The 24,535-nt window shown below is 39.7% G+C and carries 20 protein-coding genes; 4 read left to right on the top strand and 16 right to left on the bottom strand.

What is annotated here, in order from left to right; all coding sequences use genetic code 11:
* Nucleotides 1-439 precede the first annotated feature (439 nt).
* On the top strand, nt 440-2,953 hold the full coding sequence (gene secA / locus RCG22_RS18740; protein ID WP_308104178.1) for a preprotein translocase subunit SecA: 2,514 nt from the start codon (nt 440-442) through the stop codon (nt 2,951-2,953).
* 227 nt (nt 2,954-3,180) lie between these two features.
* Here secA and RCG22_RS18735 read toward each other — a convergent pair whose 3' ends face one another.
* A complete protein-coding gene (locus tag RCG22_RS18735) occupies nt 3,181-4,107 on the bottom strand; it encodes an RpnC/YadD family protein (RefSeq protein ID WP_308104177.1) in 927 nt (308 codons plus the stop codon).
* 279 nt (nt 4,108-4,386) lie between these two features.
* On the opposite strand from RCG22_RS18735, the gene RCG22_RS18730 reads away from it, so the two are divergent.
* A complete protein-coding gene (locus RCG22_RS18730) occupies nt 4,387-5,718 on the top strand; it encodes a cytochrome c3 family protein (protein ID WP_308104176.1) in 1,332 nt (443 codons plus the stop codon).
* Between the two features lie 217 nt (nt 5,719-5,935).
* On the opposite strand, the gene RCG22_RS18725 is transcribed toward RCG22_RS18730, so the two are convergent.
* From RCG22_RS18725 to RCG22_RS18690, 8 genes are all read right to left on the bottom strand, one after another.
* Nucleotides 5,936-6,502, bottom strand: a complete 567-nt coding sequence (locus RCG22_RS18725; RefSeq protein WP_308104175.1) for a Uma2 family endonuclease — start codon at nt 6,500-6,502, stop codon at nt 5,936-5,938.
* 147 nt (nt 6,503-6,649) lie between these two features.
* A complete protein-coding gene (gene hpf, locus RCG22_RS18720; RefSeq protein WP_088089623.1) occupies nt 6,650-7,198 on the bottom strand; it encodes a ribosome hibernation-promoting factor, HPF/YfiA family in 549 nt (182 codons plus the stop codon).
* Nucleotides 7,199-7,452: 254 nt separating this feature from the next.
* On the bottom strand, nt 7,453-8,169 hold the full coding sequence (locus RCG22_RS18715; protein WP_308104174.1) for a ComFC family protein: 717 nt from the start codon (nt 8,167-8,169) through the stop codon (nt 7,453-7,455).
* A gap of 22 nt (nt 8,170-8,191) precedes the next feature.
* Complete coding sequence (locus RCG22_RS18710; RefSeq protein ID WP_308104173.1) at nt 8,192-9,682, bottom strand: ATP-dependent helicase ComFA; 1,491 nt, start codon at nt 9,680-9,682, stop codon at nt 8,192-8,194.
* A complete protein-coding gene (locus RCG22_RS18705; RefSeq protein ID WP_308104172.1) occupies nt 9,652-10,665 on the bottom strand; it encodes a nuclease-related domain-containing protein in 1,014 nt (337 codons plus the stop codon). The genes RCG22_RS18710 and RCG22_RS18705 overlap by 31 nt, the downstream gene beginning before the upstream one ends.
* A gap of 1,314 nt (nt 10,666-11,979) precedes the next feature.
* A complete protein-coding gene (locus RCG22_RS18700) occupies nt 11,980-12,825 on the bottom strand; it encodes a DegV family protein (protein WP_308104171.1) in 846 nt (281 codons plus the stop codon).
* Nucleotides 12,826-12,945: 120 nt separating this feature from the next.
* A complete protein-coding gene (locus tag RCG22_RS18695; RefSeq protein WP_308104170.1) occupies nt 12,946-13,632 on the bottom strand; it encodes a response regulator transcription factor in 687 nt (228 codons plus the stop codon).
* Nucleotides 13,633-13,696: 64 nt separating this feature from the next.
* Entirely contained in the window at nt 13,697-14,839 is a 1,143-nt protein-coding gene (locus tag RCG22_RS18690; RefSeq protein WP_308104169.1) for a sensor histidine kinase, read from the bottom strand.
* Nucleotides 14,840-15,170: 331 nt separating this feature from the next.
* Between RCG22_RS18690 and RCG22_RS18685 the strand changes: the two genes are divergently transcribed.
* Together RCG22_RS18685 and RCG22_RS18680 are read left to right on the top strand one after the other, a co-directional pair.
* Nucleotides 15,171-15,803: a YigZ family protein gene (locus RCG22_RS18685; RefSeq protein ID WP_308104168.1), complete on the top strand. Its 633-nt coding sequence runs from the start codon at nt 15,171-15,173 to the stop codon at nt 15,801-15,803.
* Between the two features lie 149 nt (nt 15,804-15,952).
* The gene (locus RCG22_RS18680) at nt 15,953-16,951 is read left to right on the top strand and encodes an LCP family protein (RefSeq protein ID WP_308104167.1); all 999 of its coding nucleotides are present in this window, start codon (nt 15,953-15,955) and stop codon (nt 16,949-16,951) included.
* A gap of 119 nt (nt 16,952-17,070) precedes the next feature.
* Here the strand turns inward: RCG22_RS18680 and RCG22_RS18675 are convergent, their stop codons facing one another.
* From RCG22_RS18675 to RCG22_RS18645, 7 genes are all read right to left on the bottom strand, one after another.
* On the bottom strand, nt 17,071-18,120 hold the full coding sequence (locus RCG22_RS18675; RefSeq protein ID WP_308104166.1) for a glycosyltransferase family 4 protein: 1,050 nt from the start codon (nt 18,118-18,120) through the stop codon (nt 17,071-17,073).
* 216 nt (nt 18,121-18,336) lie between these two features.
* Nucleotides 18,337-19,068 carry a WecB/TagA/CpsF family glycosyltransferase gene (locus RCG22_RS18670; RefSeq protein ID WP_308104165.1) on the bottom strand — a complete coding sequence of 244 codons (732 nt, stop codon included), beginning with the start codon at nt 19,066-19,068 and terminating at the stop codon, nt 18,337-18,339.
* Nucleotides 19,069-19,070: 2 nt separating this feature from the next.
* Entirely contained in the window at nt 19,071-19,877 is an 807-nt protein-coding gene (tagH, locus tag RCG22_RS18665) for a teichoic acids export ABC transporter ATP-binding subunit TagH (RefSeq protein ID WP_308104164.1), read from the bottom strand.
* Nucleotides 19,878-19,894: 17 nt separating this feature from the next.
* On the bottom strand, nt 19,895-20,725 hold the full coding sequence (locus tag RCG22_RS18660) for an ABC transporter permease (RefSeq protein ID WP_308104163.1): 831 nt from the start codon (nt 20,723-20,725) through the stop codon (nt 19,895-19,897).
* Between the two features lie 118 nt (nt 20,726-20,843).
* Entirely contained in the window at nt 20,844-21,962 is a 1,119-nt protein-coding gene (locus tag RCG22_RS18655) for a CDP-glycerol glycerophosphotransferase family protein (RefSeq protein WP_308104162.1), read from the bottom strand.
* 70 nt (nt 21,963-22,032) lie between these two features.
* Nucleotides 22,033-22,431 carry a glycerol-3-phosphate cytidylyltransferase gene (gene tagD / locus RCG22_RS18650; RefSeq protein WP_308104161.1) on the bottom strand — a complete coding sequence of 133 codons (399 nt, stop codon included), beginning with the start codon at nt 22,429-22,431 and terminating at the stop codon, nt 22,033-22,035.
* Nucleotides 22,432-22,709: 278 nt separating this feature from the next.
* Entirely contained in the window at nt 22,710-24,488 is a 1,779-nt protein-coding gene (locus RCG22_RS18645; RefSeq protein WP_308104160.1) for an SH3 domain-containing protein, read from the bottom strand.
* Nucleotides 24,489-24,535 lie beyond the last annotated feature (47 nt).

Genomic DNA, 24,535 nt, shown 5'->3' with positions numbered 1-24,535 from the left:
AATTTGTGAATATTTTTTCAAAGAAATCAAGTGTAAGATTTCCTATAAAAACAACATAAAACCGTTGTTATTTAACGGGTTATTTAACACTATACCTGCGTTGTTTAATCTGCATATTTATGAATTTATATACGATATTACTCTAGTTTTATACAATAATATTGGAATTTGAATGGAAGTCCTTCTAGTTGGGACTCATTATCAATTTAACGTCATAGGTCTGCCATATTTGACAAAAAACCGAACATCTTTTTGAGCAAGTTGCGGCATTTATCACGGTCAGATATATAATAGTAGATTGTACAAATTCTGCTCTCCGCTAACATTGTTGTCACTGTATGGAGGAAATGGTAAGATAGGAAAGGTATTTAACGAAATTTTTGACTATGATTTTTTAAAAAAGAGTGCATTTGTCTCTATATAAAGGAGCGTTCATCAAATGATGGGGATTTTAAATAAAGTGTTTGATCTGAACAAACGTGAGCTGAAGCGGTTAGATAAGCTGGCCACAAAAATTGACGCACTGGCACAAGAAACCGAAAAGCTGACCGATGAGCAACTGCGTGAGAAAACAGAAGAGTTTAAAGCTCGCTATCAAAACGGGGAAACACTGGATGACTTACTCGTTGAAGCGTTTGCCGTTGTCCGTGAAGGCGCTCGCCGTGTGCTTGGCTTGTATCCGTATCATGTTCAGTTAATGGGAGGGATTTCTCTTCACGAAGGGAATATCTCGGAAATGAAAACAGGTGAAGGTAAAACGTTAACTGCGACCATGCCCGTTTATTTGAATGCTCTTTCCGGCAAAGGTGTCCATGTTGTTACGGTCAACGAATACTTAGCCAGCCGTGACGCCGAGGAAATGGGTCAGTTGTATCAATTCCTAGGCTTAACAGTCGGTTTGAATTTAAATAGCATGGATAAGGAAGAAAAGCAGGCAGCCTATGCGGCTGATATTACTTACGGAACAAATAACGAATTTGGTTTCGATTATTTACGTGATAACATGGTCCTCTATAAGGAACAAAAAGTTCAGCGCCCACTTTTCTTCGGCGTAATTGACGAGGTTGACTCGATTTTAATTGACGAAGCCCGTACACCTTTAATTATTTCAGGCTCAGCGGCAAAATCGGCTGTCCTTTATATTCAAGCGAATGGTTTCGTTCGGATGCTTGCAAAAGATACAGATTATACCTACGATGAAAAAACAAAGGGCGTAATGCTGACAGAAGAAGGGATCAGCAAAGCGGAAAAAGCGTTCGGGATTGATAACCTTTTTGACATGTCGCATGTTACCTTAAACCATCATATTAACCAGGCATTAAAAGCCAATGTCAGCATGCACCTTGATGTCGACTATGTCGTTCAAGAGGGTGAAATTGTGATCGTTGACCAGTTCACAGGCCGATTGATGAAGGGGCGCCGTTACAGTGAGGGCTTGCACCAGGCAATTGAGGCGAAAGAAGGTCTCGAGGTTCAAAACGAAAGCATGACGATGGCAACGATTACGTTCCAAAACTACTTCCGGATGTATGAAAAATTAGCTGGTATGACCGGTACGGCAAAAACGGAAGAGGAAGAATTCCGCAACATTTATAATATGAATGTTATCGTGATTCCTACGAATCGCCCGATCGTCCGTGATGACCGCGCTGATTTAATCTACTCCTCAATGGACGGCAAGTTCCGTGCAGTGGTCGAGGATATCGCTAAGCGTAACCAAAAAGGACAGCCTGTGCTAGTAGGTACGGTTGCGATTGAAACGTCTGAACTTATTTCTAAGTATTTATTGAAAAAAGGTATTCGCCACAATGTCTTGAACGCGAAAAACCATGAGCGTGAAGCAGAGATTATAGCGGAAGCAGGTCACCAAGGTTCAGTTACAATTGCGACGAACATGGCCGGCCGTGGTACGGACATTAAGCTTGGAGAAGGTGTGATTGAACTGGGCGGACTTGCTGTTATTGGCACTGAGCGCCACGAAAGTCGCCGGATTGATAACCAGCTCCGTGGACGTTCTGGACGTCAAGGGGACCCAGGTATTACTCAGTTCTATTTATCAATGGAAGATGAACTGATGCGCCGCTTCGGTTCAGATAATATGAAATCAATGATGGAACGCCTTGGTATGGATGATAATCAGCCTATTCAGAGTAAAATGGTGTCTAGAGCGGTTGAATCAGCGCAAAAACGCGTTGAGGGGAACAACTTTGATGCCCGGAAACAACTCTTGCAATATGATGATGTTCTGCGCCAACAGCGTGAGATCATTTACACCCAGCGTGATGAAGTATTAGAATCAGATAACCTTCGTGATATCGTTCAAAAGATGATCATGAACTCCATTGAGCGCAACGTGAATGCCCATGCATCGCGCCACGAAGATGAGGAAGAATGGAATCTACAAGCGATTGTTGATTATGTGCATGCCACTCTTTTACATGAGGGTGACTTGACAGCGGAAGATTTGAAGGACAAGGATCCAGATGAAATTATTGAGGCCATTTTTGCAAAAGTGAAAGAACGTTACGAGGAAAAAGAACAACTTCTTTTCCCTGAGCAAATGCGCGAATTTGAAAAGGTTGTTACGCTCCGTGCGGTTGACTCCAAGTGGATTGATCACATCGATGCGATGGACCAACTTCGTCAAGGAATCCATTTACGTGCCTACGGACAAATCGATCCGCTTCGTGAATACCAGCACGAAGGCTTTGCGATGTTTGAGGCGATGATCCATTCAATCGAGGACGAAGCGGCCATGTATATCATGAAAGCGGAAATCCGCAATAACCTTGAGCGTCAAGAAGTAGCCAAAGGCCAAGCAGTGAATCCAAAAGAAGAAGGCGAACCCGTTAAGAAAAAACCGAAAGTAAAACAAATTGACGTAGGCCGTAACGATCCATGTATCTGCGGCAGCGGCAAGAAATATAAGAACTGCTGCGGGGCAGGGAAATAAATTTTTGATATTTGATATTTGATATTTGATATTTGATATAACTTCGATGTTGATCATTAATTAAGGGCTGGCGATTAGATTCGCTGGCTCTTTTTGTTGTTTTCGGGGGGAAACTTGTGGATTTGTAGATAAGTGAGGGGATTTTGAGGGGATTTTGTTGATATATTGTTATCCACACTCCATAATAAAAAAATAAAATGGGTCCCAAAGGAACCCATCATCTACGTTTATTTAAAGGATTTTTTTAGATGCTCGATTTCCTCGTAACCGAGTTTTGTAAGTTTTGAAATTAACGCAATAGGTAACCCTTCTCTTAACATTCCAATTGCAACTTCTCTTTTTTCTTCCAATTTTCCTCTTTCAATCCCTCTTTCAATCCCTTTTTCAATTCCTTCTTTAATTCCTTTTTCCTTCCAGGAATTTGGCAATTTCAAAATTTGTTCCGCTTCATCTCGGTTTAATTGTTTTATTTCTTCCATTAGCTCCTTCTCCTCTCTGTCATTCAACGATAAATAGGTTTCAAAGAAACCATTAATGATTTCCATTTTTGCTGGGTTTACTTCCATTTTAACCAACATTCGTAAAAATTCTCTCTTCACCTGTACTTTTTCCTTTTCGGAATAACCCATTCTACTTATTAACGCCGCAGCAACAGGATTATTCGAATCAATATAATGGCGCCAATTCATTTTTCTTAATTCAAGTTTTAGAAAATTAAAAGTTAGAACATGAAAGAATGGAAAAGAAATTTCAAATTTACTAGGCTCAAATTTAATATCATCATAGCTAAAAATAGCAATTGGTAATATAGGTTTTCGATATTTATTGTAAAGCAAGCTAAAGTATTGATACATCCTCGCGTTGAAATCTGGTTGTTTATAACTTTGTGGTTCGACATGGATAATTATAATACTATCCTGACCTTTTAATCTTACTTCAATGACAATGTCTGCTCTGCGACTCTCTCCTTCCAATAAATCTGTAAACATTTCTTCTGATAGCAACTTAATAGTGGAAAAATCGATGTGTGGAGGAACTTCTGGGAAGAATAGATCTAAAAATTCAGCGAAAAAGGTGGGAATTAACTGCTTGAATAATTGGTCATGGTGGATATACTGACTGGGGTCATCACGAATTAACATAGATATTGCCATGTAAACACATCCTTCAAAGAGAAATATGTGAAAGTATTCATAGGTGTTATTCTATGAATACTATACCAATATTATCGCAAAAACGCAAACAAACGTTCTTAATAAAAACCCAATTTTTTAAACAGAAAATGCTTGTAACCATTCACATTATGTTTCTACTTGTAAAAATATAAAAAATACTCACATGACATTCGACCTACATTTCTGTGACATTTTTCACGAAATATCTACCTGATAAAGCGATTTCTGGTAAGATACTACTGTAAGAGGGGGATTGCTGTGGCTTTTTGGAAAAAGAAACAAGATATCGATCAAGGGCAAGTAACTGATGGGAACCATCCAGAGTCTGCCGGTAGAAATGTAAGAAAAGGTAAAAATCCAATGAAACGTTGGAGGCTGCTTGTCGTCGCTTTAACAACATTTATAGCGCTGCTTGGTTTTACATATGGAGCGATTAGCTATACTTCTACACCATCTTTTTGTTCTACATGTCATGAAATGGCACCGGAGCATGTGACCTATCAGGCCAGTGCCCATAATCAAATCAAATGCACCCAATGTCATATTAAACCTGGTGCAAAAAATTTAGTTATACATAAAATAGAATCACTTAAAGAGGTCTATTACCATGTAGTTGGGGCCCCAGATCAGATTGTCCCGACGGTTACCGTCTCAAACGAGAACTGCGAGCAGTGTCACTCAAGAAATCGCTTAATTACTGCCAATGGCGATTTAAAAGTCAATCATAAGGGCCATATTAAAGAAGGCATCCCTTGTGTCACCTGTCATCGGGGTGTAGTTCATGCGAAGGTGGCCGAGCGAGGGATTAACGATTCATCCACTTATGCTGCCTGGACTAAAGACAACGCGAAGAAGCTAATGGGTGAAAAGTACGAGAATCCAAACATGGGAACATGTATTGACTGTCATGAGCAAGTCAACCAAGGCAAAAAGCCGTGGAAGGATATAGACTATCTTCTGCCTAAAAATAATCATGAAAAGAAACCAATTGAAAACGAAGATAGCGTCCTCCTTCAGGAGACAGCAGAATCACAGGCAGGTGTTCTGGAAAGGGAGCTCCCTGATAACAAACAAAAGACGATCCTCCAAGCAGTTAGCCAACAGAAAACCGATGTGAAGCTATCGATGCAATGCTTTACCTGTCATCAGAGTATCAAAACACCGAAAAATCATGATGTTAACACCTGGATAGTGCGGCATGGTGATTTTGCTGTAAAAGATCTAGGTACCTGTTTTAACTGTCATAAGGATTCCTTATGGATCAAAGATCTAGAAAAACAAGATATAAGGAAGTTACTAACGGACACCGATAAGAAAGTGACCTATAAACAAGACTTGTTGACGGTTTCTACAGAATCCCGCAGTAATTATTTCTGCAGCATCTGTCATGCACATAGCCCGGCAAACCACAAAGAACGGTACACGTGGTTAACCGATCGGCACAGACTAAATTCAGCAACACCCGAACAGAGAAAGAAATGTTTTGTCTGTCATGATAATGGAAAGCCAGACCCGAAAACAAGAACTGCACCTTCCGATGTTTACTGTGATTTCTGCCATAACGGCGAGTTCAAAGGTGAACATGCCTAACCCTATAAAAATATTAAGCTAAAGGGATGTCCCAGAATTAGGACATCCCTTTTTTGATTTATTAACGGTTAGACTGTGTATATTGTGGATATCACGGGCGGATTTGTGTGTATAGGTAATAGGATTTTAGTTATCCACATGGGGATAACTGCAAAGCGCAAAATTGACTGTTTATAATTTAGAAGACAGGCATTACCTAGTAGGGAGATACTCGTTCTCAGGAGAATAAATCGCTTGTTTTAAGTGTGAATTCAGGAAACATATGTGAGTTAAAAACATCTCCTTCTTTATAAATATAGGGAATCTGATATTTCCCATGTTCATCAAGAACATATTGCTCTAAAACTTTCTCATTCGGATAGATGATCACGTACTCTTTTACATTGTGTTTTTGATATTGGTTCATTTTTTCTATACGGTCCCGCTGCCAAGTTGATGGGGAAAGGACTTCTACGATGAGATCCGGGGCACCCTTGCATCCTTTCTCATCCAACTTCCCTGCCTCGCATACCACACTAATATCGGGCTGGACTACCTGGTATTCTTCGTTATCGACTGTTGCAGATAACCTAACATCAAATGGGGCTGTGTACACTCGGCATGTACTCCCTTTTAAAAAAGAATACATTTCTCCAGCGAAATTCATTACGATATCTTGATGCTGTCTTGACGGTGCCGCTAGTAAATAGGGAATACCGTCAATAATTTCATATCGGGGCTCATCAGGCCATGTTAAATAATCAGCATACGATACTTTCTTAGATTGAGGTTGGTTGATACTCATTTTTTGCACCTCCATTAATATCCACAGTTTACCATCAATAGAACATTTTAAAAACTAGTGAGCTAATATTTTCACTTTCTTCTAAAAGTTAGCTTAGCTCAAAAACGCTGCCCCATGTAGGAGCAGCGTTCGTTTTTCTCATATTCCTTATTGTGCTTCGATTAAACCATAACGGCCGTCTCTGCGCTTATAAACAACATTTGTACGGTGTGTGTCTGCATTTGTGAATACATAGAAGCTATGGCCCAGCATGTTCATCTGCAGGATCGCTTCTTCACTGTCCATTGGTTTTAAATCAAAACGCTTGGTACGAACTAATTCTAATTCATCTTCGTCTAATTCATGTACTTCTGTGTTTTCAGTGGTGGCAAATGTAACAGGAAAATCGCCTTTTTCACGGAATTTACGGTTAACCTTTGTTTTGTGTTTGCGAATTTGGCGCTCTAGTTTATCAGTAATCAAGTCGATCCCAGCATACATATCAACATTTGTTTCTTCTGCACGAAGGACAAGTTGCGGAAGCGGGATAGTCACTTCTACTTTAGAAGTTTTATCTTGATTGAATCTTAGATTCACATTTACCTTTGCATCAGGTGCTTCTGTAAAATAGCGTTCCAATTTTGCGATTTTCTTCTCTACATACTCTCTAATTGCTGGAGTAACCTCGATGTTTTCACCACGAACGTTATATTTCATTTGTGGACTCCTCCTTTAGTTAAGGCTATGTATTAACATTTCTATTTTACCCTATGAATATCCTGCTAAATCAGAACAAAAATTTTGTCGATTTATTGACAAAAACAATGGGGAAATAGTGACAATGTTCTGCGCTACCTTTGACACGATAAGGTAATTTTTACTAAAATGAATGATTATTCAATTTCATTGTAATCTTTAGTGGTACAACTTTCCAGTAAAAAGTCCTCAGAATAGGTTAAATCCTAGAAGAGCTATCGCGCAAGTGTCAGCGATTGAACACTGGCTGCACCACCCTCTTTTAATAGTTTTGCTGCATGCCGTAGTGTTGAGCCAGTTGTGTAGATATCATCAATCAGAACGACCTTTTTTCCTTCCATCTGAATATGAGGAGGGAGCTGAAATACTTGTGGGAGGTGAATCCGTTCTGCCCTCGATTTCTTTGATTGCTTTTCTGAATGAATTCGGCTAAGTAGATGATTGGATTGATAGCCTGCTTCTAATAGGATGGCGGAAGCTTGATTAAAGCCTCGTTCATAAAGCCGTTCTTCACTTAACGGTATGGGTACAAAAAAGTCGGGAGCGATTTCGGTCAGTTTCTTCTTTATTAAATCTGAAAATAACTTTGCTAATACATAATCACCGCGAAATTTAAACTTAGCAATCAATTCTTTTAAAAAATCATTATAGAGGTATAAGGAATGGTTTCTTTCAAGGTATCCCTGCCATTCTGGGTCTTCCTCCCAGCGAAAACAATCATGGCACAAATCACCTCTGCGAAATTTTTCGTCTATGTTTTGAAACGGCCGGCTGCATATACGACATTGCTCACCTTCGATCTTTTCTAACTTTCCTTCGCATGTCTGGCAAATAAGCTGTTCTTTTTCTACGGAGAATATAGCTCGCCAACCAATGTTAGGGAGGATGAACTCATGGCAGTTTAGACAGGAGTATTGGAGGGAGAAATTCATTTTTTAAAGCTCCTCTCTATTTTTATTTATCAAGCAAGCCTCTTTTGACCCCTTCCCGGTTCATCGAGACAATTTGCTTTCTTGCCTTTAACATCTCTTCGGTTTTTCCATAATGAAAATAGGTCACCACGCCGTCAGGATGATCCTTGCTCCTCCCAGCTCTTCCGGCAATTTGGACGAGGGCACTTTCTGTAAAAATTTCATCCTCAGCCCCAACCACAGCCACATCGATATTTGGAAGAGTTACTCCTCGTTCGAGAATGGTCGTCGTTAACAGCAGAGGCGTTTCTTTGGAACGCATTTTTTGTACCTTTTCTTTGCGGTCAGGGTCTTCTGCATGGACTGCTTCGATAGATGACGCAAACTGGCGCAAGATGGGGAGTGCATTTTCCATTAAGGGGATATGTGGAAAAAACACTAAGGCTTGTTTGTTCGATTGGATCCGCGCCGTTATCCAGCGGAGGACATTTGGCGGCAGTTTATTTTTTTGCAGCTGTTTTTGCCAGTTTCCACACCATTCAAATTTGGGAACTGGGAGCGGATGGCGATGGAAACGAGCCGGGATGGTTGTAAATGCTCGTTTCCCTGTCCGGCATTCCCTTTGCCACTTTTGATTAGGTGTCGCCGTCAGGTAAATCATGGCGGAATGCGGCTTTCGCGCCTGGATGGCGGCATACTGGAGGGATTCCTCGACTGTATAGGGAAATGCATCGACCTCATCTAAAATAATTGCATCAAAGGCATGATAGAAGCGAAGTAGCTGGTGGGTGGTTGCAATCGTGAGCGGGGCATACAGATGTCTGTCCTCACTTCCGCCGTAAAGTGAAGCGACTTTTATCTTCGGGAAAGCTGCTTTTAGTCTGGGAGTGAGTTCTAAGACAACATCCGTTCTTGGGGTTGCGATACATATCCTTTTTTTCGCAGCGAGTGCGACTTCAATACCAGCGAACAAGACCTCGGTTTTCCCTGCCCCACATACAGCCCAAACCAAGTGCTCCTTATTCTGTTGGATGGCCTCCGTCACATGGTCCGATGCCACCTGCTGCCCTTCAGAAAGTGTCCCCTGCCAATGTTTGATTTTTGAAGGAAGAATGGTGTCAGGCACCGGGCCATTCCAACCGATGAGCGGCGTGCATTCGCTGATCCTCCCCATCATGATGCACCGGCGGCAGTAGAGGCAGGTTTCGCCGCAGCGGGAGCATGGGTAAGATGCAAAATGCTGTGGATCCTTATTTCCGCACCGGGAGCAAACAGGCTTTTTCCCTTCGTAGTAGATTCCTTTGCGGTAGGTGACATATCCATTTTCGTAATGTGCTTGCACTTCCTCGATTGGAAATGGGATATCTTCCAGGAGGAGTTGTTTGCCGGTGAGAAGAAGCTGAAGATCATTATTGTGTGGGAAATTTGGGTTTTGTGGCGGCTGCGGGATGCTTGGAATGTCTGAGATTGGAAGTGAGTTTCCGTCAGTGTTGTTGCCGGGAATTAGGACGTTGTTTTTAATGACAAATCGCATGAGGGCACCTTCTTTGGGTTTAGATAATAGAGGCGATTTTTTGTATTTCCTGTTGTTTGTAGGTTTAATCTGTGAATAACTTTCTGAGTAGTATCCGGGGTTGGGAGAAGTAGAAAATTCCTTAATTCCAGATTGGTAATTGTCGGTTTGTAAAGGTAGAAATAGTGACTGAGTGTTATTAGGATGGCGTCTTTTGAGATTGTTAGGCAAGCGGGGCAGTTCCAATTCCCTCTTTTGTAATTCATCGGGATATAGTTACATTTTTCATTTGGGCAGCAAACACCGCACCGAATATCCTTTTCGGTAAGAGTGTATTCGCTTAAGATATCGACTGGTTTCGGGCTGTGTTGACTTAGAAGCAGGTTACCGATTTTGGTCATGGTCTCGCTGTTTATTTTTTCTTGATGATAGCGTTGTTCCATTGAGCCAATTTTATTAAAGATGTCTCTTCCCTTACAAATTTTGGTGAAATCAGTTTTATCTCCGGAATTTGTTTTCAAGATCGTACTGGTGCTTTTGAAAAAAATAAGGGTATCAACCGGGAGCACATTGCAGTGGTTTTTGATCAGCCAGTTGCGCAAGAGGGATTGAAGTCGTTGGCATTGAACGCGCGGATCCTCAAAACATTCCTCTGTTCCGTCGTCATGGTTTCGGATAAGCTGCTTGAAAGTATTATCAAATGTGAGTGCACCCGCGATGTTTTTGGCTTCGATGATTAGAATGTAACTTAGCGAGAGGAGAAGTGTGTCAATTTGGAAATGAATACCGTTGAATTGAAGTTGGAGGTCGTGGAAGATGAGGTACTTGTCTTTTGGTAGCTCTTTTACGTAATTAGCTAATGCTATTTCACCCCGGTATCCTGCCCAGCGTTTGGCGAGGTCTTTTTCTATTTCTTTATATTTGCTGTGGCCGATGATTAGTCTTGTTTTTAGGATTTGGGTTAGGAATAGTCTTTGCGGTGGGGTTAATTCTTTCATAATCATTATTTATCACTCCTTATACTTTTTCGGAAAATTTCTACAATATTTGTAAAAGTTCCTGCTTATTTGTCGAAGATTAATATATTTTTTGTGGATTTGTGACGATTTGTTGTCTTTACTATTGTTGCAAGTTTGAGATTCGGTTGAGTTGGGGAGGGAGAATTGAAGACTTGGGGAGGGATTCCGCTTAGTTGGGGCGGAATTCCGCCAACTATTTGAGTTATTCCGCCAAACTGAGTATGATTTCCGCCAAGTTCGGAACTTATTCCGCCAAATTCCTAAATGATTCCGCCAACCCCCTTTGATTACCTTTTTTATAAAATAAGTAACTTTTCTCTGTTCGTATAGTAGCGGGCGCTAGACCGATGGATTCCGCCAATTTGGCCCGGGATTCCGCCAACTATTTGAGTTATTCCGCCAAACTGCGTATGGATTCCGCCAACTTCGGAACTTATTCCGCCGAATTCCTAGATGATTCCGCCAAACCCCTTTTATTTTCCTTTTTTATAAAACAGGTAACTTTTCTCTGCTCGTATAGTAGCGGGCGCTAGACCGATCGATTCCGCCAATTTGGCCCGGGATTCCGCCAACTATTTGAGTTATTCCGCCAAACTGCGTATGGATTCCGCCAACTTCGGAACTTATTCCGCCGAATTCCTAGATGATTCCGCCAAACCCTTTTAATTACCTTTTTTATAAAACAGGTAACTTTTCTCTGCTCGTATAGTAGCGGGCGCTAGACCGATGGATTCCGCCAACTTGGCCTGGGATTCCGCCAACTATTTGAGTTATTCCGCCAAACTGTGTATGGTTTCCGCCAAGTTCGGAACTTATTCCGCCGAATTCCTAGATGATTCCGCCAAAGCCCATTTGATTACCTTTTTTTATAAAACAGGTAACTTTTCTCTGCTCGTATAGTAGCGGGCGCTAGATCGATCGATTCCGCCGATTTGGGCCGGGATTCCGCCAACTATTTGAGTTATTCCGCCAAACTGTGTGTGGATTCCGCCAAGTTCGGAACTTATTCCGCCGAATTCCTAGTTGATTCCGCCAAACCCCACTTGATTACCTTTTTTTATAAAACAGGTAACTTTTCTCTGCTCGTATAGTTGCGGGCGCTAGATCGATCGATTCCGCCGATTTGGGCCGGGATTCCGCCAACTATTTGAGTTATTCCGCCAAACTGCGTATGGATTCCGCCAAGTTCGGAACTTTTTCCGCCGAATCCCTAGATGATTCCGCCAAACCCCAAACCCCAATCCCCACCCAAAACAAAAAAACCATTCCAGCCGAAAGGCCAGAATGGTAACTCGCTTACTAATCTAATTTTTTCATCCAGCCCATGCCCATGGATCCTTCGCCGAGATGGGTGCCGATAACGGCACCAAAGTAACCTATCGTGAATTCAACGTTGGGATACTTTGCAGCTAGCTCATCGCGCCACTCCTTTGCTTCTTCCTCGCGATTGGCGTGAATGACAACGGCTTGGTATTTGCCTCCGCTTGAGGCATCCTCACCGAGCAAATCTGCAATTCGACCTAAAGCTTTTTTCCGAGTACGAATTTTTTCAAAAGGGACAATTACCTTATTTTCAAAATGAAGCAGTGGTTTAACCTTTAGAAGGCTGCCGATAAACGCTTGGGCACTTGAGAGGCGGCCGCCTCGTTGCAGGTGCATTAAATCATCTACCATGAAATAGGCACAAGCTGTTTGCTTTAGCTCATCTAACCGAGCCATAATGGTGTCAGCATCTACACCTTGGGCGGCCAGCTTTGCGGCCTCAATTGCGTAAAAGCCTTGAACCATGCAGCTGATTTCCGAATCAAATGGATAGACCGTGATACCTTCTACCATTGTACTCGCTGTGTTTGCACCCTGGAAAGTGCCGCTGATTCCACTTGAGAGGTGAACACAGATGACCGCATCATATTCCTTCGAAAGCTGTTCAAACAGCTCTACAAACTGGCCGATAGGCGGTTGGGAGGTAGTCGGCAGATCTTTCGTTTTCACTTCTTCATAAAACTGGCTCCAAGTTATATCAATCTCTTCATGGTACACCTCGTTGCCGAAGATGACATGTAAAGGGATCATATGTATATTCCATTTATCGCGTATATCCTTTGGGATATACGCGGTACTATCCGTAATGACGGCTGTCCTCATAACCAAATACCATCCTTATCTATTTACCTACTATATGGTATTTTATATGAAGTAGAGATAAATTGCATTAATTGGCCATACAAAAAGAGCATACTATTCAGCATGCTCCTTATTACTGGTTTACTTTACCTCTACCCAGCCATTTTTAATCGCGACTACTACTGCTTGGGTACGGTCGTTAACGTTCATTTTTTGTAAAATGTTTGACACATGGTTTTTGACTGTTTTTTCACTGATGAATAATGCTTCGCCAATTCCGCGGTTGCTTTTTCCATCGGCAAGCATTTGGAGCACTTCGCACTCACGACGTGTTAATAAGTGCAATGGACGGCGAATTTCCATCGTTGGCATATAGCCTCCGCCACTACGTGCTACTCCCGCAGCGAGCTTGCGATACTCGTTCACTAAATTATGTGTAACCTTTGGATGTAAATAGGATCCACCTTCAGCTACCACACGAACAGCATCAATCAAGGCATCGGCATCCATTTCTTTTAAAAGATAACCTTGTGCACCCGTTTGTAAGGCATGGGTCACATAGTTTTCATCATCATGAATCGAGAGGATAATAATTTTTGTATCAGGGTATTTTCCAACCAACTCACGAGTTGCTTCAATTCCGTTCTTTTGTGGCATGTTAATATCCATGATGACCACATTAGGTTGGAATTCTTCTACTAATCTTAGTGCTTCGCTGCCGTCATCGCCTTCTGCAACAACTTGGAACGTTTTTTCAAACTCTAGTATTCTCTTTACACCTTCTCTAAAAAGTTGGTGATCGTCTATAATAACAATTTTCGTAGTCAAACGGTACGCCCCCTAATCCTTCTAATTTCGAAATTTTTCTCCATTGGCGGTAGGTTCATTAGTCTTAGTTAATTAGTGGAACTCGGATCAATACTGCGGTTCCCTTGCCTTTTTTTGAATCAAACGTTATTTCGCCTTCAAGCAGGTCAACCCGCTCGCGCATCCCAATCATGCCAAATGACTCAGGTTTCTTTTCTGTGATATCAAAACCAACCCCATTGTCCTTAATTAGGACGGTAACCGAGGAATTGGTTATTTCTAAGCGGACTCTGATTTCGCAGGCATTTGCATGCTTCAGAGCATTTTGCACCGATTCCTGAATCATTCGGAAGAGTGCAACTTCATACTTAGTAGGAAGCCTGCGTTCTAGGCCAATATTCATAAACTCTATTTTTGAATGGTTATGATATTCTTCGATGGTTCGCAAGTATTTTCTGAGGGTAGGGACAAGACCTAAATCATCTAATGCCATCGGACGAAGGTCATATATAATCCGACGGACCTCATATAGTGCTGATCGGACCATTTTTTTAAAGCTATTAATCTCAGCAAGCGCCTCATCCGCGCCCTTTTCCCTATAGACACGCTCAATTAAATCGGAACGCATGATGACATTGGCAAGCATTTGGGCTGGGCCATCGTGGATCTCCCTTGAAAGCCGCTTGCGCTCCTCTTCCTGTGCTTCAATAATCTTCAAACCGAAATCTTGTTTCGCTTTTGCATGTTCAAGGACTTTGCCCACCTGTTTTAAATCACTGGTCAGGTAATTCATGACGACAGAAATTTGCGAAATAAGCTGATCGGCACGATCAATTGTTTCATCTAGACCCACGAGACGATTTTCGAGGTCTGTCCTTTTTTCCATGAGCTGCATTTTGTATTGCCAATTAATGGACAAATCCATTTGCAGCTGGTGGGCCTTCTCGTAAGCATCACGGACCTCTTCTTCAGAGTAACTTTTAAAATTCATGCTGACTTCTGACAACATGCTCTGAGCTTCAACGACTTGTTCTTCGAGTTGATCGCCTTCATTTATAAGTTTGACCATCATTTGTTTAATATTGTCTAATTCATTGATCATTTTTTCATAATCTTGACGGCACTGCTCACCGATCTGGAAGATGTCAGATTTACTGCAAGTAACGGTCTCAATCATCTCTTCACGAATTTCATCAATCGATTTCATATTAAACTGTTTTAATTTCATACACATTCCCCCGATATGAAAAGCAAAAGCTTCTTGACGCTACTGCTAAACAATCATCTTATTTCAGTGAATGATATTTCATTAGAATTAGATATCACAGTTCTTTCCTACTACCTTTTAACATATTTTACCTTTATTTTCACTAATTTGCGAATCTAAACCAATGCGTTACCCTTAATTCTCATTAAAAAGTAGTATAATGGTAGTATCATTATCTGTCTAAAAAAGTAAGTTTTCACTACTTTCATCTATCTTATTATAACACGGAAACTTTACTGCCATATTAAAGTTATATTACACACTTATGAAAATTAAGGAAGGAGTGCGCATAATGTTGCCTCGTTACCATACTGTAAAAAAAACTGGAGAACATGAAATTACTATTCAAAAATCACGATTTATTGCTCACATCAAAAGAACCGAATCGGAAGGGGAAGCCCAGGAATTCATTCAAACGTTGAAAAAAAAATATTGGGATGCCTCTCATAATTGCTCCGCCTATCTAATTGGTGAACACGACCAAATTCAGAAAGCCAATGATGACGGCGAACCAAGTGGTACTGCCGGTGTTCCGATCCTTGAGGTTCTGAAAAAGAGAAAGCTGAAGGATACCGTCGTGGTGGTTACACGCTATTTTGGCGGGATAAAATTAGGTGCAGGCGGTTTAATCCGCGCCTATGGCAAAGCAGCGTCAGAGGGCCTGGATGCGGTGGGAATTGTTGAAAGAAGACTGATGAGGGTCTGCCATGTTAAAGTAGACTACTCATGGCTAGGAAAGATTGAAAATGAATTGCGGTCTTCCATCTATATTCTTAAAGGTATTCAGTACCGGGAGAATGTCGAAATTGAAGTATTTGTCGAGGAAGAGATGCAACAGGTGTTCACTGAATGGATGATTGAATTGACAAATGGACAAGCCGAGATTACAGCAGGTGAAGTGACTTATCTTGAGACAGATATGTAGGTAATTCCCCCTTTCCTGTTTCGGCTGGAACAAACAAATTTTGTTGTAATAAAAAATTCATTTTACCTATCTCAATAAATATTATAAAATAGAGTAGATTTTCCACAAATACTGACATTTTTCTACTTTTACTACTTAGGAGGCAATCGATGTCTATCAATAGACAAGTGTATAATAATAACAAAAAAAGAGTGAAGAAAAGACGAAAACGAATTCTGCTTTGGGTACTAATGCCCCTCCTATTATTGATCATAGGCGCAACAGCTTACGGTGGTTTTTTATACAATAAAGCTGAATCAGTGATGAACAAATCCTATGAGCCCATTGATCGTGATTCTAAGAAAACGAATGTTAAGCTTGAAAATACATCCATTTTATTTATTGGTGTGGATGATAGTGAAAAAAGAAAGGCTAGCGGCAGTTCCCGTTCAGACGCCTTGATGCTTGCTACTTTTAATAAAAAAGATAAATCTATTAAACTATTAAGTATTCCTCGTGATTCATATGTTCATATTCCTGAAAAGGATATTTATACAAAAATTACTCATGCCCATGCTTATGGCGGCGTGAAACTTACGCTTGAAACCGTTGAAGAATTACTTGATGTTCCAGTTGATTATTATGTAAAAATGAATTTCAACGCTTTTATTGACGTAATTAATGCGTTAGATGGTGTCAAAGTTGATGTTCCGTTCACATTTTCTGAACAAGATTCCAAGGACCATGCAAAAGCTATTACCTTGCACAAAGGTTTACAGGAGCTAGATGGTGAGAAAGCACTAGCGTTTGCAAGAACAAGGAAAATTGATAGTGATATCCAAAGAGGTATGCGTCAGCAGCAGATTGTTAAAGCCATCATCGCCAAAGGTTCTTCCATAAAGTCCATCACTAATTACACTGATGTAATGGAAGCTGTCGGAAAAAATATGTCAACCGATTTAACGTTCGATCAAATGAAGTCGTTCATTAGTTATATCCAAGCTGGTAGTGGAATCAATGTTGAATCTTTATCATTAAAGGGCTCTGATTCCTATATTGATCGCATTTATTATTATCAACTGGATGAAACTGCCCTAGAAGAAACAAAATCAACACTAAAGAAACACCTTAACAGAACAAATACGGCAAGTGCAACTGAAAATAAATAAGAAAAAACCCGGATGATTAATAATTATCCGGGTTCTTTCTTTGCATAAATATGGGTGAAAAGAAAACAATAAAAGGGTAAATCACAATGGTGATTTACCCTTTTACGATTTTATTAGTTTTATCTGTTTTTGTTCAAAATCCCCATGATGCGAAGAAGCGGCCGATAATTTTTATTGATTAAACCAATTGTTTCGACAAAAAGTTCAATAGCCAGCACAATAATGGTGATGATTAAGATCGAACCCCAAACGGTTGTAATCGTAAAAATGAAGGCAGCCAATCCAAACATCGCACTCATTGCATAAATTAACAGAACAGTTTCACGATGTGTAAAGCCTAGTTCTAGTAAGCAATGATGTAAATGTGACTTATCTGGAGCTGATAATGACTTTTTATTGTAAATTCGACGTATGATAGCAAAAAAAGTATCTGAAATCGGAACACCTAGAATTATGATTGGAACAACAAATGAGATTAAGGTTACATTTTTAAAACCGAGTAGGGATAAGACCGAGATCATATAACCTAGGAAGAGTGCTCCGGAATCACCCATAAAGATTTTTGCTGGGTGAAAATTATATAATAGAAATCCTAATGTGCTGGCTAGGAGGATTGTCCCCATCGCTACTACATAAGCATTTCCCATCACAATCGCCATTCCGGAAATCGTGATAAAAGCAATGGAAGATACGCCAGCTGCTAGGCCATCCAGTCCATCAATTAAATTGATGGCATTAGTGACACCGACAATCCAGATGACGGTAATCGGAATACTAAAGATACCAAATTCTAAAGAACCATTGAACGGTAAATTAATGAACTCAACTTCCACCCCGCCCCACATCACCACGATGAGAGCTGCAAAGATTTGTAACACAAACTTTATTTTCGCTGATAATTCATAGATATCATCTAAGATACCAGTAGCTAGTATAATTATTCCACCCACAACAATCGCTGCGTGGTATGGACTGTTTGGTTGCAGGATTAATAGACCTAAAAGAAAGCTAATATAAATGGCAAGTCCACCTAAACGAGGCATAATCTTAACATGTACTTTACGCTTATTAGGACTGTCCGTTGCTCCTAATTTAAATGCCAATTTTTTTACAATTGGAGTAATTAAAATGGAGCATAAAAAACATAATATTAAGGTCAGATACAGCATACAGACCCTCCCTATGAATATAATGCCCCATTAATAAATTTTAGAAACAGGCACATATTGCTAAGTACACAACGAACATATTATAGCACACATTTTATATTTTGTTATAAATTGTTGAATTGTTGGAAAATTCCGTCTAAAATAACTAACTATACTAGGTTTTACACATAGTAGACGATTGGCTTCAACAAAAAGTTACAATTATTTCACAATAAATTATTTATGAAGCTTTAATTTGAAGATTTGCATCAAAAACCGAGGGATGGCTAGCATCCTTCTCCATCTCGTAGGCTGTGAAATCAAACGATAAAACCACTCAAGGTTCAATTTTTGCCAGATTCGCGGTGCACGCTGAACCTCACCGGCGAGCACATCAATACTGCCCCCAACACCGATAAAAAGCCCTTTTGAAAACTGATCAAGATTCCTGGCAATCCATTGTTCCTGTTTAGGAAATCCCAATGCCACAAAAATGATATCTGGACAGGCTACCTTGATATCGGACGTAATCTTATTTTTCTCCCAATCAAAAAATCCATGATGACTGCCTACGATTTGAATGTTTGGATAGTGGCTGTTAATATTAGCAACCGCTTTTTGATTGGTCTCCTCACGACCGCCCAATAGATAAATTTTCAGTTGATTCTCATTTCCAAGCTCGAGCAGACGGACCATTAAATCATAACCGGCCACTCTTTCGATAATCGGGTTGTTCAGTATTTTGGAAGCAAGAATGATCCCATAACCATCAGGGACCACCATGTCAGCCGATTGAATGATTTCTTTATACTCTGCATGCTCATGAGCATACATGACAATTTCCGGGTTAGCTGTGACAATAAATGATTTTCGATTACTTTTAATATTCGAGAAAAGTATTTCAACCACTTGATCGAAACGCTTATTCACAAAATTTATATTTAATACGGGAACAAAATTCGTTTTCATGGTTAGATTCCTTTGAATGCTAAGCCTTTTTGTTTTTGCATAACCTCTTCGCGGAACTGCTTCTGCTCTTCATTTGACATTGATTTATAGGATTTTAAGAATCTTTCGTATTCTGGGATAACTTCTTCAACAGGCCCAAATTGCTTGATTTCCCCGTACTCAAGCCAAACCGCTTTTTCACAAAACTCTTTAATTTGTCCCATGGAATGGCTGACAAAGAAAATGGTTTTCCCCTTTTCTTTAAACTCAAACATCTTGTTTTTTGATTTTTGCGCAAAAACCTGATCCCCAACAGATAATGCTTCATCAACAATTAATATATCGGGATTAACAGTGACCGAGATAGCAAACCCGAGACGGGACTTCATCCCACTTGAATATTTCTTAACTGGCTGGTCAATAAATTTTCCGATGTCAGCAAACTCTATGATTTCGGGTTCCATCTCTTTAATTTCTTTCTTTTTAAAACCAAGCATTAAGCATTTTAATTCGATATTTTCTCGGCCGGTTAATTGATTATTAAGTCCTGACGAGATGGCAATAATCGAGGTCGTCCCAATCGAGGTAACCTCTCCAGTAGTAGGTGGAATTACACCTGCAATGATATTAGACAGCGTCGATTTTCCGGAACCATTGACCCCGACCAGACCAATAACATCACCCTGATGGGCTGTAAATGAAATATCTTGAAGCGCGTAAAAGTCTTCACCATACCCGCCAGGTAAAACGACATCAAGAAGCTTTTCTTTTGGTGACCGATGCATCTTATATTTTTTATAAACATTTTTCACTATCACCGTTTCACTCACAAAAAATCAACTCCAATTTACAAATAATCAACAAAACGGTTTCTAAATTTCAAATGTAGGACTGAACCAATTAAAAACAACACTAGGACAGTAATCCAAAAATACAACGTTAATTGCGGGTATTCTGCTGGATACCATGTGGTTCCGAGCAAGGCAGCTCTATACCCTTCGACAATATAATATAAAGGATTTAGTTTTAATATAAAGGCAAAATCAATTCCATTGATCATTAACGAACTCGTTTGCCATAAGAGCGGTGTTAAATATAATAGCATTTTCAGTACGGACTGAACCACCTGCTGTACATCCCTGACAATAGTTGACAGTGTGGATGTGACCAATGCAAGGGCTAATAAAAATAATAACGTAGCAACCATAAAATAGGGCAGCTGGATAAAGTAGATACTCAATTTAAATTCAGTAAATTGCAAAAAGATGGTGACGACCGCCACTAATAATAAATGGGTATAGAAATTCGCCATGATCACAAAGGAGGGAATGGCGCTCATCGGAAAACTCATTTTCGCGATTAATTGAATCCGTGAATAAATGGAACGTGATGATGCGGATATCGCCGGATTCACAAAAAACCAGACGATCATGCCTGTTACCATCCAGATAAAAAATGGAACTTGCATGCCATTATCCATTGGAACCTCTCTGCCTTTACGAATTCCGGCTCCGAATACAAACCAATAAATAGTCAGCTGAATCATTGGATTCAGTATCTCCCATAATCTGCCGAGATAATTATTTGTATTTGCACTCTTCAATTCAAAGGCAGATAATCTCAGGATAAGATAAAAGGAACTGATTTGCTCCTTTACAATTGTAATCATCGATTTCATTAAAATTGTCCTTCCTAAAGCTAATAATAACCTTGTTCATTATACATTAATTTCCCCAAAGGGACATAATAAAAAACAAAGCTTCGACCATAAAAAAATCGAAGCTTGTCACAATTTTTTAATACCCTTTACTTGTGTTTTCAAGATGATTTTTCGAATATATATGACGAACAAGATTTTGACTGGAACGACCTATCGAGTATTGATTCCATTTTTCACAATAATAATCGATTATATTCAGGTCAAAACGGTTGTTTCTAATTATATCGATAATAGTATCCGTATCCGTTACGATTGGCCCCGGCAGGTTTTCTTCAAACCTTTCCATGACCCCGCGATCCCGCTTATAATCTTCAAAATCATAGGTAAAGAAGATCATTGGTTTTCGTAAAAGGGAAAACTCGAACGGAATGGAAGAATAATCTGTAATCAAAAAGTCCGCTGCGACAAGCAGGTCATTAATTTCATAATGATCAGAGGAAAGGTCGACCACAAATTCTGGATAGCGGGTGGAATACTCCTCTTTATTCTTAATCGCCGGATGTAATCGTAAGATTAAAATATATTCCGACCCAAGTTCCCGAGCCATTTTTTCGATCTCAAGCACCAGATTGAAATGAACTAACTGATCATCTCGATAGGTCGGAGCATAGATGATCACTTTTTTCTCTTTCAAAACGGGATGTTTATGTAATAAGGATGCTTTTGCCTGCTGCTTCGCTTCTTCATTAAAATAAAAATCAGTTCTTGGAATCCCTGTCGGCAGGATATTTTCCCTTTTAAGATGAAAGGACTTTATAAAGATCTCTGCCATAATATCCGAGCCAACGACCACTTGGTCAAATTTACTGTATACCTGTAAGAAACGCTGTTTTGCTTTTTCAGATCTAGTTTTTACTGATTCATCTTCCAGTCCAAATTTTTTCATAGCACCGGACGCATGCCATAACTGAATACATTGGACCTCTTTCTTAAGTGTTACCGCTGCTAAAAAGCCAAAATAATTATCAATGAAAAGATAGCGGGATGTAGCTAAATGGAAAACCGCTTGTACCCAATGAATCAGATGTCGGACATCAAACAGAAGAACAGTTCCTTCACGAGCGTCGTTAAATTTATGAAATGCCTTTTCTTCGCAGAGAAAAACCACTTTCATCGGAATCTTTTGCCGGCGAATTTCTTCATATACATACTGGCTGTTATCACCAAAACTAACAACAAACGTGGTCTTGTTCATAAGCGGTACCAATGAAAATATAGAAAAAATACACTTAAAGATCAATAAATAAAAACAAATGGCTAGTTCCCTAACCATTTGTGACAGCATTTAAATCGTCTTTGATTTGGGAAGTAGAGATCCCAATCGTTCTTGGCAGGTAAATAACCTCACAATATTCCTTTAAAAAGTCAAATTTACCTTTCCAATCATCACCCATCACAAATAAATCAATATTATGTTTGATGACATCTTGGATTTTTTGATCCCACGTATTTTCTGGAATCACTTCATCAACAAAACGAATCGATTCTAAAATTAATTTTCTATTTTCGAAACTGTGGTACGCCTGCTTATTCTTTCCTTTATTAAATTCGTCAGTGGAAAGACCAACAACCAAATAATCGCCTAAATCCTTAGCACGGCTAAGTAAATTTATATGTCCAAAATGTAACAAATCAAATGTTCCATATGTTAGAATCTTTTTCATTAGAGTGATTCCTCCTGTATTTAGTATTAAGAAAAGTTTGGAGAATTTATTCATCACAAGAGTAATTTCAGTATACGGCATAGTTCACCAAATCATTATAAGACTAACACCTATAAAATTCAATGTGTATTTCCTTGATTTCCATGTAAAACCCACAAATGGAGAAATGTACCCATAGATAAAAAGTGTAAGCGCCTGTTTAGTGAAGTCCACTAGCCGATTGGCCCTGAAGCTGGATTCAAATAAAAAGCTGACTTGCATTCCAAGTCAGCCAACAATCATTTTAATTCCCTAGCAATATAAAGCTTACTTACCCACCCAAACTTGCCATTAGATAGCCTGATATTGTACCAATTTTTCTCTTTATCCATTATGATGTTTCCTTTGCTATCCAAGGCCAACTGCACATACTCATTTAAATGAAGAGTAGCAATTTCCTTATTTGTGGTGGAAGCATCTGGACGTACTTTTAATACATCAGTCCCGGTTCCAACAACTCTTCCTAGATTGAGCACTGTGAAATAATCATCGTAGGTTGAGAAGGGAACTTTAATGGTCGCATCCTGTTTATTTACATTGACCTTTAGATTATAATCATTGAATTTCTCAAGTAAGAAAAAATTCTTATCTTTTTTAATGGTGCTTGATAAATCCTTTTTTGCCTTTGCTAGAATTCCTATAGGAAATTTATCTTTCCCCGCCGGTATTCCTGGTAAGGTAGGAACACTATTATTAATGGACGCATTTTCATAATTTTTTTGCTCATAGGCCAAGATTTTTTGCATATGCTGGGCAATTCCATTGCCCCAGTTCGGGTCACTAGCATACCAGTAATTCATGCCGATACTTTTACTTGCGATTCTCTTTCCTTTGGAATCATTTGTTCGGTAGCCAAGTAGTGCTCCTTCAAAATGAGCGCCGTTCGGATTGAGGTAATCAGCCTTCATTTTTTGGGCAACATAATTAATACATTGCTCCACTGTAGAGAAACGGTAGGCTCCTACAAAAGGAGCGGCATCATAGGCACCATAACCAAACAAATTCTTTTTACCTAATGAAATATTAGAAGTGCCAAAGCCGCTCTCGTGTATGGCATGTGCCGCTAAGTATAAAGCGTTAACCCCGTACTTTTTACCTGCATCAATAAAGGCTTGCCCTTTGTTTACCAGTACACTTGGCTTGCCGTTAATATTTTTCGAGATGTAATCATTGATTTGCTTAGCAGTAACTGTAGATTGAGTCCGTAAATCAATAAACCGATAGTCCGTTAGCTTATATTCCTTAATATAGCTTTTATAAACATAACCTGTTTTCCCATTGTAAATGACTTCGTACCAGTCATTAAGTTTTTTACCGGTTGATTTAACGCTCGAACCATTTGGAATAACTGCTAAAATTGTTGAGTCTTCTCCTGATTGCCGCATATTTAAATCGTCCAAAACTAAGTAGTACATTCCATTGCTTGTACTTACTGGAGGATTTACAGGTGTTTTTGTGGGTGCTAATTGGGATTTACTAACATCATCGCTATTAATATAAAGGCTTTTCCCTTTGTATGTAATCTGGTACCATGTTTTCCCTATACTATTAACTACCTTTTGGGACGAGTACAACCTATTTCCAACAGGAAGACTCCCTACAACTTTTTTCTTTGTATCCGGCGTTGAATAAAGGCTGGCCGTTTTTTTCGTAAAATAATAAGTTCCACTCGTTTTGATATATTGATCGTATTCCTTCACATAACTGCCGCTGACCCAGCCTGATTTTTGATAGGTTTTACCCTTATATTTATGGGCATAAGTTACCTTATAATAGCTGCCGTTTTTCTCTGTCCCATAAATCACTTTCCCCTTTGGGATCGTGAGAATTGTTTTGTATTTAGTACTTGCCCCTGCCCGCAATCTTAGGTTGGTCGTTGTTTGAAATGTTGTTTTACTTAGCCGAACAACACTAGCAGCTTCGGCATGTTCGATACTGATTGGTGCTAGCGGAATCGTCATTCCGCTGCTCAGACCACCTATTAATAATCCGGTGGATAGAACAAAAACTTTCCCCATGTTTTTCATTGACTCTGCATCCTTCTCTCTACTTTTTGATTTTCCGT

It is taken from the genome of Neobacillus nitrireducens, from assembly GCF_030915405.1.
In the GTDB taxonomy this organism is placed as follows: domain Bacteria; phylum Bacillota; class Bacilli; order Bacillales; family Cytobacillaceae; genus Neobacillus.
Note: the sequence above shows the minus strand (reverse complement) of the source record. Positions and strands in the feature narration are given on the sequence as shown.

What these genes read in the sequence shown, in the direction of transcription:
- secA (WP_308104178.1), top strand. Translation starts at nt 440, where the DNA reads ATGATGGGGATTTTAAATAAAGTGTTTGATCTGAACAAACGTGAGCTG.
- RCG22_RS18735 (WP_308104177.1), bottom strand. Translation starts at nt 4,107, where the DNA reads ATGGCAATATCTATGTTAATTCGTGATGACCCCAGTCAGTATATCCAC.
- RCG22_RS18725 (WP_308104175.1), bottom strand. Translation starts at nt 6,502, where the DNA reads ATGAGTATCAACCAACCTCAATCTAAGAAAGTATCGTATGCTGATTAT.
- hpf (WP_088089623.1), bottom strand. Translation starts at nt 7,198, where the DNA reads ATGAAATATAACGTTCGTGGTGAAAACATCGAGGTTACTCCAGCAATT.
- RCG22_RS18715 (WP_308104174.1), bottom strand. Translation starts at nt 8,169, where the DNA reads ATGAATTTCTCCCTCCAATACTCCTGTCTAAACTGCCATGAGTTCATC.
- RCG22_RS18710 (WP_308104173.1), bottom strand. Translation starts at nt 9,682, where the DNA reads ATGCGATTTGTCATTAAAAACAACGTCCTAATTCCCGGCAACAACACT.
- RCG22_RS18705 (WP_308104172.1), bottom strand. Translation starts at nt 10,665, where the DNA reads ATGATTATGAAAGAATTAACCCCACCGCAAAGACTATTCCTAACCCAA.
- RCG22_RS18700 (WP_308104171.1), bottom strand. Translation starts at nt 12,825, where the DNA reads ATGAGGACAGCCGTCATTACGGATAGTACCGCGTATATCCCAAAGGAT.
- RCG22_RS18690 (WP_308104169.1), bottom strand. Translation starts at nt 14,839, where the DNA reads ATGAAATTAAAACAGTTTAATATGAAATCGATTGATGAAATTCGTGAA.
- RCG22_RS18685 (WP_308104168.1), top strand. Translation starts at nt 15,171, where the DNA reads ATGTTGCCTCGTTACCATACTGTAAAAAAAACTGGAGAACATGAAATT.
- RCG22_RS18680 (WP_308104167.1), top strand. Translation starts at nt 15,953, where the DNA reads ATGTCTATCAATAGACAAGTGTATAATAATAACAAAAAAAGAGTGAAG.
- RCG22_RS18675 (WP_308104166.1), bottom strand. Translation starts at nt 18,120, where the DNA reads ATGCTGTATCTGACCTTAATATTATGTTTTTTATGCTCCATTTTAATT.
- RCG22_RS18670 (WP_308104165.1), bottom strand. Translation starts at nt 19,068, where the DNA reads ATGAAAACGAATTTTGTTCCCGTATTAAATATAAATTTTGTGAATAAG.
- RCG22_RS18660 (WP_308104163.1), bottom strand. Translation starts at nt 20,725, where the DNA reads ATGAAATCGATGATTACAATTGTAAAGGAGCAAATCAGTTCCTTTTAT.
- RCG22_RS18655 (WP_308104162.1), bottom strand. Translation starts at nt 21,962, where the DNA reads ATGAACAAGACCACGTTTGTTGTTAGTTTTGGTGATAACAGCCAGTAT.
- tagD (WP_308104161.1), bottom strand. Translation starts at nt 22,431, where the DNA reads ATGAAAAAGATTCTAACATATGGAACATTTGATTTGTTACATTTTGGA.
- RCG22_RS18645 (WP_308104160.1), bottom strand. Translation starts at nt 24,488, where the DNA reads ATGGGGAAAGTTTTTGTTCTATCCACCGGATTATTAATAGGTGGTCTG.